The following is an 8,813-nucleotide window of genomic DNA, read 5'->3' on the forward strand; positions in this document are numbered from 1 at the left end:
ACTCGGTCGCGAAGGTCGGTCTCGGACGCCGTCATCGGGTGGTCCAGCGACTCGACCAGATCGCCGGCCAGCCCCGGTGGCACCGGCAGCGCGACGCCGGTGACCAGCGACGCCAGCCCGGTGTCGACCCTGCCAACCGACAATCCGGCATGCCATCTCCCCGAGATCCGCGCGTACGTTTTGAGCAGCTCACGGTAGGACGTGGTGTCCGGGCCGGCGATGTCGTACGCGCCCGCCGGCAACAGGCCGGGATCGGCCGCGGCGACCAGGTAGTAGAGCACGTCGCGCACCGCGATCGGCTGAATCTTGTTGTGCACCCATTTCGGGGTGGTCATCACCGGCAACCGGTCGGTGAGGTGCCGAATCATCTCGAACGAAGCCGATCCCGAGCCGACCACGACCCCCGCCTGCAGCACGACGGTTTCGATGCCCGAGGCGATCAGCGCCTCGCCCACCGCCGCCCGCGACTCGAGATGCGGCGAGAGCTTGCCGCCCTCGGGATGCAGCCCGCTCAGGTAGACGACGCGCCGCACCCCGGCGCGCCGCGCCGCCGTCACCACGTTGCCGACCGCCCGGGCTTCCTCGTCGGCGAAATCCTTCGACGTGCCCATCGAGTGGACCAGGTAGTAGACGACGTCGATCCCGTCGAACGCCGCGACGAGGGAATCGACGTCACCCAGATCGCCGCGCGCGACCTCGGCCTGTTGCCGCCACGGCACGTCCTCCAACTTGGCCGGGTTGCGGGCCAAGGCGCGCACCTGGTGACCTTCGTCCAGCAGTCGCGGCGCCAGCCGGGCGCCGATGTAGCCGGTCGCCCCGGTCACGAGACAGCGCAGCTGTCCAGCCATGGGATCTCCGTTCGTCGTCTTCCAATTATTCGGACCCGACGCGGGGGAGGATTACCGGCTTGGGCCACCCGTAAGCGCGATGGCGTCAGCGATCGGTGAAGTCCGGCGTGCGGCGCTGCTGGAAAGCGGTTGCGCCCTCGACGAAGTCATGCGAGCGCAGCAGCACGGCCTGCCCCTCGTATTCGCGCTGCAGGGCCGGATCCAGCTGGGCGAGCGTGGCCGCGTTGATGGCGAGCTTCGTCTTGCCGAACGCCACCGCGGGGCCCGCCAACAGCCGCGCGATCACCTTGTCCACCTCCGCCTCGAACTCGTCGGCCGAATAGACCGCGCTGACCAGGCCCCAGGACAGCGCCTCGGCGGCCGGTAGGCGTTCGGGCAGCAACGCCATGTGCATCGCCCGGATGCGCCCTACGGCGGCGGCGATCAGCGCGGACGCGCCACCATCCGGCATCAGCCCGATCTTGGTGAAGGCGAGCATGAAAAACGCGCTCTCCGAAGCCAATACGACGTCACAGGCGAGCGCCAGGGAAACACCCACGCCGGCCGCCGGTCCCTGGACCGCGGCCACCACGGGGTGCGGCACGGCCGCGATCGCCCGGATCAGGCGGTTGATCTCCAGCACGATCTCGTCCGGCTGGACCCCGGTCTCGGACACGTCGTCGGCGCTGATGCCGGCCCCGGAACAAAACCCCCGGCCGGCACCGCCCAGGCGCACGACCCTGACTTCGGGGTCGGTCGCCGCGCGCTCCATCGCGTCGGCGATGCCGGTAATCACCGGCACGGTCAGGGAATTGAGGCTGTCCGGCCGGTCGATGGTCACCGACAGCACGCCGTCGGACAGCGTGACGGAAAGGCCTGCGACGGGCGCCAGTGTGTCGATCGCGGAGTGGGGCATGGGCTCACCCTAAGTGACCGGGCTGCGCGCCCGTCGAACCCGGCTGCGAAGATGCCAACAACAACGGGCGTCAGAGCAGACGAAAGGTCGGTAGATCGTGGCTGGACCGCTGAAGGGGCTTCGGGTCGTCGAGTTGGCCGGGATCGGGCCGGGCCCGCACGCGGCGATGATCCTGGGGGATCTGGGCGCCGACGTGGTGCGCATCGATCGGCCGTCAACCGGTCCCGGTGGTGTGGCCAAGGACGCCATGCTGCGCAACCGGCGCGTGGTGGCCGTCGACCTGAAGTCCGACGAGGGACGCGCCGTCGTGCTGAAGCTCGTCGCCAAGGCCGACGTGTTGATCGAAGGCTTCCGGCCCGGCGTCACCGAGCGGTTGGGGCTCGGCCCCGAGCAGTGCGCCGAGGTCAACGAGCGGCTGATCTACGCCCGGATGACCGGCTGGGGACAATCCGGCCCGCGCAGCCAGCAGGCGGGCCACGACATCAACTACATCTCGCTCAACGGGATCCTGCATGCCATCGGCCGGGCGGACGAGCGGCCGGTGCCACCGCTGAACCTGGTCGGCGACTTCGGCGGCGGCTCGATGTTCCTGTTGGTCGGGATCTTGTCCGCGTTGTGGGAGCGGCAGAAGTCCGGCAAGGGTCAGGTCGTCGACGCCGCGATGGTCGACGGCTCGAGCATGCTGATCCAGATGATGTGGTCAATGCGCTCGCTGGGCATGTGGTCCGACGTGCGCGGCACCAACATGCTCGACGGCGGCGCGCCCTACTACGACACCTACGAGTGCGCCGACGGACGCTACGTCGCCGTCGGCGCCATCGAGCCGCAGTTCTACGCCGCCATGCTGGCGGGGCTGGGCCTGGACGCGGCGAACCTGCCGGCGCAGAACGACGTCAGCCGCTGGCCCGAGCTGCGCGCGGCGCTGACGGCGGCGTTCGCCGGCCACGACCGCGACCACTGGGCCAAGGTGTTCGCCGATTCCGACGCCTGCGTGACCCCGGTGCTGGCGTTCGGGGAGGTGCACACCGAGCCGCACATCACCGAGCGGAACACCTTCTACGAGGTGGACGGCAGCCCGCAGCCGTTGCCCGCACCGCGGTTTTCCCGCTCCACCCCGGACGTGCCCCGCCCGCCGGCGGCCCCGCTGCCCGACGTCCAAGCGGTGCTGGCCGACTGGGTATAGTCGCCAACCAACTGGTTGGCTGGACTCGTAGGGAAAGGACTCGCATGAAGATCAAGGACGCCGTCGCCGTCGTCACCGGAGGCGCCTCAGGACTGGGCCTGGCCACCACCAAGCGGCTGCTCGACGCCGGGGCGCAGGTCGTGGTGATCGACCTGCGCGGCGAAGAGGCGGTCCAGGAGCTCGGCGAACGCGCGCGTTTTGTGCAGGCCGACGTCACCGATGAGGCCGCCGTCGGCAACGCGCTGGACACCGCCGAGTCGATGGGTCCGCTGCGCATCAACGTCAACTGCGCGGGCATCGGCAACGCCATCAAGACGCTGTCCAAGGACGGCCCGTTCCCGCTGGACGCCTTCAAGAAGGTGGTCGGCGTCAACCTGATCGGCACGTTCAACGTGCTGCGGCTGGCCGCCGAGCGCATCGCCAAGACCGAGCCGATCGGTGAGGAGCGGGGCGTGATCATCAACACCGCCTCGGTGGCGGCGTTCGAGGGCCAGATCGGCCAGGCCGCCTACTCGGCGTCCAAGGGCGGCGTGGTCGGCATGACGCTGCCGATCGCCCGCGACCTGTCGCGCGAACTGATCCGCGTGGTGACCATCGCGCCCGGGCTGTTCAAGACGCCGCTGCTGGGCTCGCTGCCCGAGGAGGCGCAGGCCTCGCTCGGCAAGCAGGTGCCGCACCCGGCCCGGCTCGGCGACCCCGACGAGTACGGCGCGCTGGCCGTGCACATCGTCGAGAACCCGATGCTCAACGGCGAGGTCATCCGCTTGGACGGGGCCATCCGCATGGCGCCCCGCTGAGACCCCTGAACACGAAAGCCCCCCGCTCGTCGCGGGGGGCTTTCGTAAAGGAGAGAGAACTTATCGACGGAACCATCGACTGACAGCGGGTTCGGCCATCAACAGCCGTGCGAGCATGCTCATGGCGTTGCTCAGCTCGCCGCTTGCAGTTCGTCGAACTGCTCCGAGGTTTCGCCTTCCACCAGCACGTCGCCGTGGTAGAGGGCTTCGAAGTCAACCTTGATGACGTCGGCACTTGTGTCGTCGATCCACATGACACTGAGCGTATGGGCCACCATTAAGGAATCTTTGAGTCACGATTCGGAAAATGGTGGCAATTTAACGGCCGGTAGGTTGTCGGCGGTCTATCGCGGCATTCAGGCCCGTGACCTGCTTACTTGCCGGCCAATTTTCTGGCCGGACTCTTACCGTCGCCGCGGTTTAGACCGCCGCGTTGAACCGTCCTTCCGGTGCGCTCCGTGCTTAGTAGCGAATCTGTTTGACGCGTGAAAACTAGCGTTTGTTACGTTGACGCGGAAACGCCAGCGGCCAGCGCGATCAGCACCGGCGGCGGAAGGGCTCGAAATGCTGCAGGGGATCGCCCGGGTGGCCATCGCGGCGCCGCGCCGCATCATCGCAATCGGTGTCCTGGTCTTCATCGCCGCCGCGGTCTTCGGCATCCCCGTCGCCAAGAGCCTGTCGCCCGGAGGTTTTCAGGACCCGGACTCGGAGTCCGCCCGCGCGATCCAGGTGCTGACCGACAAGTTCGGGCAGAGCGGTCAGCAGATGCTGATCCTGGTCACCGCGCCCGGCGGCACCGGCAGCGAGCAGGCCCGCAACGTGGGCAGCGACCTCGTCAACCAGCTACAGAAGTCCCCGCTCGTCTATAACGTCTCGTCACCGTGGACCGTCCCGCCGCAGGCGGCCGCCGACCTGGTCAGCCGCGACGGCAAGACCGGCCTGCTCGTGGTCAACCTCAAGGGCGGCGAGAACTACGCGCAGAGCAACGCCCAAACCGTCGCGGACCAATTCATCCATGACCGGGACGGCGTCACCGTCCGCGCCGGCGGCGCCGCGATGCAGTACGCCCAGATCAACACACAGAACCAGGCCGACCTGCTGGTGATGGAGATGATCGCGCTGCCGCTGAGCTTCCTGATCCTGATCTGGGTGTTCGGCGGACTGCTGGCGGCGGCGTTGCCGATGGCGCTGGGCGCGCTGGCCGTCGTCGGGTCGATGACGGTGCTGCGGCTGATCACCTTCACCACCGAGGTGTCGATCTTCGCGCTGAACCTGAGCACGGCGTTGGGCCTGGCGCTGGCGATCGACTACACCCTGCTGATCGTCAGCCGCTACCGCGACGAGTTGGCCGAGGGCAGCGACAGGGAGCAAGCGCTGATCCGCACGATGGCCACCTCCGGGCGCACCGTCTTGTTCTCAGCCGTCACCGTGGCGTTGTCGATGTCGGCGACCGTGGCGTTCCCGATGTACTTCCTCAAGTCGTTCGCCTACGCCGGCGTGGCGACCGTGGCCTTCGTCGCGACCGCCTCGATCGTCATCACCCCGGCCGCGATCGTGCTGCTGGGCCCTCGGCTGGACGCGTTCGACGTGCGCCGGCTGATGCGCCGGGCATTTCGGCGGCCCGAGCCGGTGCACAAGCCCGTCGAGCAGCTGTTCTGGTACCGGTCGACCAAGCTGGTGATGCGCCGCTGGGCGCCGATCGGGCTGACCGTCGTCGCGCTGCTGCTCCTGCTCGGGTCTCCGTTCATGGGCGTGAAATGGGGCTTCCCGGACGACCGGGTGCTGCCCCGTTCGGCGTCGTCCCATCAGGTCGGTGACCAACTGCGCAACGACTTCGCGCACGACTCCGCCACGTCCGTGCCCGTCGTCGTCCCCGACGCGCGCGGGCTGAACCCGGCGGACCTCGACCGCTACGCCGCCGACTTGTCGCGGGTGCCCGACGTGTCGGCGGTGTCGGCCCCCGGCGGGACGTTCGTCGGCGGGAACCGGACCGGACCCCCGGCGGGGGCCACCGGGCTGGCCGACGGCAGCGCATTTTTGACCGTCAGCAGCACGGCCCCACTGTTCTCCCCGGCGAACGACGCGCAACTCAAGCGGCTGCACGAGGTGCCCGGGCCGGCGGGCCGGTCCGTCGTGATGGGCGGCGTCGCGCAGGTCAACCGCGACAGCGTGGACGCGGTCACGGACCTCCTCCCGCTGGTCCTCGGGCTGATGGCGGCGGTCACCTTCGTGCTGCTGTTCCTGCTCACCGGCAGCGTGCTGTTGCCGGCCAAGGCGCTGGCCTGCAACTTCCTGTCGCTTACCGCGGCGTTCGGCGCGCTGGTCTGGATCTTCCAGGACGGGCACCTGGGCGCGCTCGGGACGACCCCGAGCGGGACGCTGGTGGCCAACATGCCGGTGCTGCTGTTCTGCATCGCCTTCGGGCTGTCGATGGACTACGAGGTGTTCCTGCTCTCGCGCATCCGCGAGTACTGGCTCGCGTCCGGCGCGGCCCGGCCGGCGCGGCCGACCGCGAAGGAGGCGCACGCCGCCAACGACGAGAGCGTCGCCCTCGGCGTCGCCCGCACCGGCCGGGTCATCACGGCGGCCGCGCTGGTGATGTCGATGTCGTTCGCCGCGCTGATCGCCGCCCACGTGTCGTTCATGCGGATGTTCGGCCTCGGCCTGGTGCTCGCCGTCTTCGCCGACGCCACACTGGTGCGGATGGTTGTCGTGCCGGCCTTCATGCATGTGATGGGCCGGTGGAATTGGTGGGCGCCCAGGCCCCTGGCATGGCTGCACGACCGGTTCGGCATCGACGAGGGCGGCGCGGTCGAGACCGCATACCCCGAGCCGGTCCAGGTCGACGGCAAACCGCTGGGGGAGCCGGTGCCGAATATCGGCTGACGCGCCGGCCGGCCCGTCGGCAAGTCCTTATTCTTTGGCCCAGAGTCGGAAGGTTGACGTGTATGACAACGGCGGTGGACAACCCGTTCTTCGCACGCATCTGGCCCGTCGTCGCCAGCCACGAAACCGAGGCGATACGCGCCATGCGCCGCGAGAATCTGGCCGGGTTGTCGGGGCGGGTGCTGGAAGTCGGTGCGGGCATCGGGACGAACTTTCCGCACTACCCGGAGTCGGTCCACGAGGTGGTTGCGGTGGAGCCCGAGCCGCGGCTGGCGGCCCAGGCCCGCGCGGCGGCGGACGTGGTGCCGGCCCGCGTCGTGGTGCTGGGCGAGACGGCCGAGGGCTTCAGCGGCGAGGAGCCGTTCGACGCGGTGGTGTGCTCGCTGGTGTTGTGCTCGGTGCGCGACCCCGGCGGTGTGCTGCGGCGGCTGTACTCGGTGCTGCGTCCGGGCGGGGAACTGCGGTACCTCGAGCACGTGGCGAGCGCCGGCGCGCGTGGCCGCCTGCAACGGTTCGCCGACGCGACGCTGTGGCCCCGGCTCTTCGGTAACTGCCACACCCACCGCGACACCGAGCGCGAGATCATCGACGCCGGGTTCGAGGTCGACGTTTCCCGGCGCGAGTTCACGTTGCCGGCGTGGGCGCCGATGCCGGTCTCGGAGCTCCTGCTGGGCCGCGCCCGCCGGCCGTAATCGCGGCGGGGCTATTTCAGCAGGGCGGGCAGCCGCTGCAGCAACCCGGGCAAGGCCTGGCTGGCGGTCTCGCGGATGCTTATCGTCGCGTGCCGCGACAGCGGGGTCACCTCGGGGTTGACCTCGATGACGGCCGTGCCGCGGGACAGCGCCAGCTCGGCGAGCCCGGCGGCCGGGTAGACGATCGCCGACGTTCCGACCACCACCATCACGTCTGCGGCCTCGGTCGCCTCGACGGCCGATTGCCACGGTCCGTCGGGCAACGGCTCACCGAACCACACGATGTCCGGGCGGATCAGCCCGCCGCAATGACAGACCGGGGGCTCCACCTCGAGCGTCGGTTCGGCCATCTTGGGCAGCGCGCCGGTGTACGGCATACCGCAACGGTCGCAACGGAATTCGAACAGGCTGCCGTGCAGGTGGTGAACCGGTGTGCTGCCGGCGCGCTCGTGTAGGTCATCGACATTCTGGGTGATGACGCTGACCTCGGCGCCGTCCTGCCAGGCGGCGATGGCGCGGTGTCCGGTGTTGGGCGCGACGTCGGCGACCAGATAGTGACGCCACAGGTACCAGCCCCACACCCGTTCGGGATTGTCGCGCCACCCTTGAGTGCTGGACAGCTCGTACGGGTCGAAGCGCGCCCACAACCCGTTCTTGTCGTCGCGGAAGGTCGGCACCCCGCTCTCCGCGGAGATTCCCGCGCCGCTCAGCACCGTTACTCGCATCCCACAAAGATAGCCGTGCGTGGGACATACTGAAGACGTGGAGCTGCGGGATTTGCTGAAGGTCGACGTGAAGGCGGGCAAGCCGCTGTTCGACCAGCTCAGAACGCAAGTCATCGACGGCGTCCGCGCCGGCGCGCTACCGCCCGGGACCCGGCTTCCGACCGTGCGCGACCTGGCCGGGCAGCTGGGGGTCGCGGCGAACACCGTGGCCCGCGCCTATCGGGAACTCGAGTCCGCCGCGATCGTCGAAACGCGCGGGCGCTTCGGGACTTTCATTTCCCGTTTCGACCCGACCGACGCGGCGATGGCGGCCGCCGCCAAGGAGTACGTCGAGGTTGCCCGCGCGCTGGGGCTGACCAAGTCCGACGCGATGCGCTACCTGACCAACGTGCCGGACGACTGAGCCCAATCAGCTTGGCGCGCAGCGCTTTAGCGCAAGACCTTGGCCAGCGTGCGCAGGTTGCGCGTCGTCGTCGACGACTTGTAGCGGGGCTTGCCCATCGTCTTGCCGATCGCGCTGTCCAGGGTGGCGCCCTTGGGCACCTGCCAATAGATCACGCCGGCGCCGGGGCTGATCTTCTCGTCGGCGCCGGCTTTGTCGCCCAGGGCGGCGAGTTCGTCGAGCACCGCGTCGTCCGCCACGAACGTGACGTAGGACTGGTAGCCGTCGACCTCAGGCTCGAAGGGATAGGCGTCCACGACGGCGCGCACCGTTTCGAGGTCATAGACCAGCACCCACGCGTCGTAGCCGAAACGGTCGCGCAGCGCGGCTTCGGCCTTCTTGCGC

Annotated in this window: 10 protein-coding genes; 5 read left to right on the top strand and 5 right to left on the bottom strand. The window is 69.2% G+C overall.

Features of this window, described 5'->3' with window-relative positions:
- On the bottom strand, positions 1–848 hold an 848-nt coding region (locus A9X03_RS07280), incomplete at its 3' end, for an NAD(P)H-binding protein (RefSeq protein WP_156746499.1).
- Positions 849–933: 85 nt separating this feature from the next.
- Positions 934–1,743 carry an enoyl-CoA hydratase gene (locus A9X03_RS07285; RefSeq protein ID WP_068260378.1) on the bottom strand — a complete coding sequence of 270 codons (810 nt, stop codon included), beginning with the start codon at positions 1,741–1,743 and terminating at the stop codon, positions 934–936.
- 97 nt (positions 1,744–1,840) lie between these two features.
- On the opposite strand from A9X03_RS07285, the gene A9X03_RS07290 reads away from it, so the two are divergent.
- Both A9X03_RS07290 and A9X03_RS07295 read left to right on the top strand, forming a co-directional pair.
- Positions 1,841–2,926, top strand: a complete 1,086-nt coding sequence (locus A9X03_RS07290; RefSeq protein WP_067755856.1) for a CaiB/BaiF CoA-transferase family protein — start codon at positions 1,841–1,843, stop codon at positions 2,924–2,926.
- A gap of 44 nt (positions 2,927–2,970) precedes the next feature.
- Positions 2,971–3,723 carry a 3-hydroxyacyl-CoA dehydrogenase gene (locus tag A9X03_RS07295; protein WP_067755853.1) on the top strand — a complete coding sequence of 251 codons (753 nt, stop codon included), beginning with the start codon at positions 2,971–2,973 and terminating at the stop codon, positions 3,721–3,723.
- Positions 3,724–3,854: 131 nt separating this feature from the next.
- Here the strand turns inward: A9X03_RS07295 and A9X03_RS30605 are convergent, their stop codons facing one another.
- Complete coding sequence (locus tag A9X03_RS30605; protein WP_003878506.1) at positions 3,855–3,977, bottom strand: hypothetical protein; 123 nt, start codon at positions 3,975–3,977, stop codon at positions 3,855–3,857.
- A 310-nt stretch (positions 3,978–4,287) separates the two neighbouring features.
- Here A9X03_RS30605 and A9X03_RS07300 point away from each other — a divergent pair, with 310 nt between their 5' ends.
- Together A9X03_RS07300 and A9X03_RS07305 are read left to right on the top strand one after the other, a co-directional pair.
- Entirely contained in the window at positions 4,288–6,609 is a 2,322-nt protein-coding gene (locus A9X03_RS07300; RefSeq protein WP_067755850.1) for an MMPL family transporter, read from the top strand.
- Positions 6,610–6,671: 62 nt separating this feature from the next.
- Positions 6,672–7,301: a bifunctional 2-polyprenyl-6-hydroxyphenol methylase/3-demethylubiquinol 3-O-methyltransferase UbiG gene (locus A9X03_RS07305; protein WP_067755847.1), complete on the top strand. Its 630-nt coding sequence runs from the start codon at positions 6,672–6,674 to the stop codon at positions 7,299–7,301.
- 11 nt (positions 7,302–7,312) lie between these two features.
- On the opposite strand, the gene A9X03_RS07310 is transcribed toward A9X03_RS07305, so the two are convergent.
- On the bottom strand, positions 7,313–8,026 hold the full coding sequence (locus tag A9X03_RS07310) for an NAD-dependent deacylase (RefSeq protein WP_067755844.1): 714 nt from the start codon (positions 8,024–8,026) through the stop codon (positions 7,313–7,315).
- A gap of 37 nt (positions 8,027–8,063) precedes the next feature.
- Here A9X03_RS07310 and A9X03_RS07315 point away from each other — a divergent pair, with 37 nt between their 5' ends.
- Positions 8,064–8,429, top strand: coding sequence for a GntR family transcriptional regulator (locus A9X03_RS07315; RefSeq protein ID WP_067277218.1), 366 nt, complete (start codon positions 8,064–8,066; stop codon positions 8,427–8,429).
- A 26-nt stretch (positions 8,430–8,455) separates the two neighbouring features.
- Here the strand turns inward: A9X03_RS07315 and A9X03_RS07320 are convergent.
- Positions 8,456–8,813: DUF1697 domain-containing protein (locus tag A9X03_RS07320; protein ID WP_068260381.1), on the bottom strand; the 358-nt coding region annotated here is incomplete at its 5' end.

The sequence above is a fragment of the Mycobacterium sp. E1715 genome (genome assembly GCF_001667625.1).
Taxonomy (GTDB): Bacteria; Actinomycetota; Actinomycetes; order Mycobacteriales; family Mycobacteriaceae; genus Mycobacterium.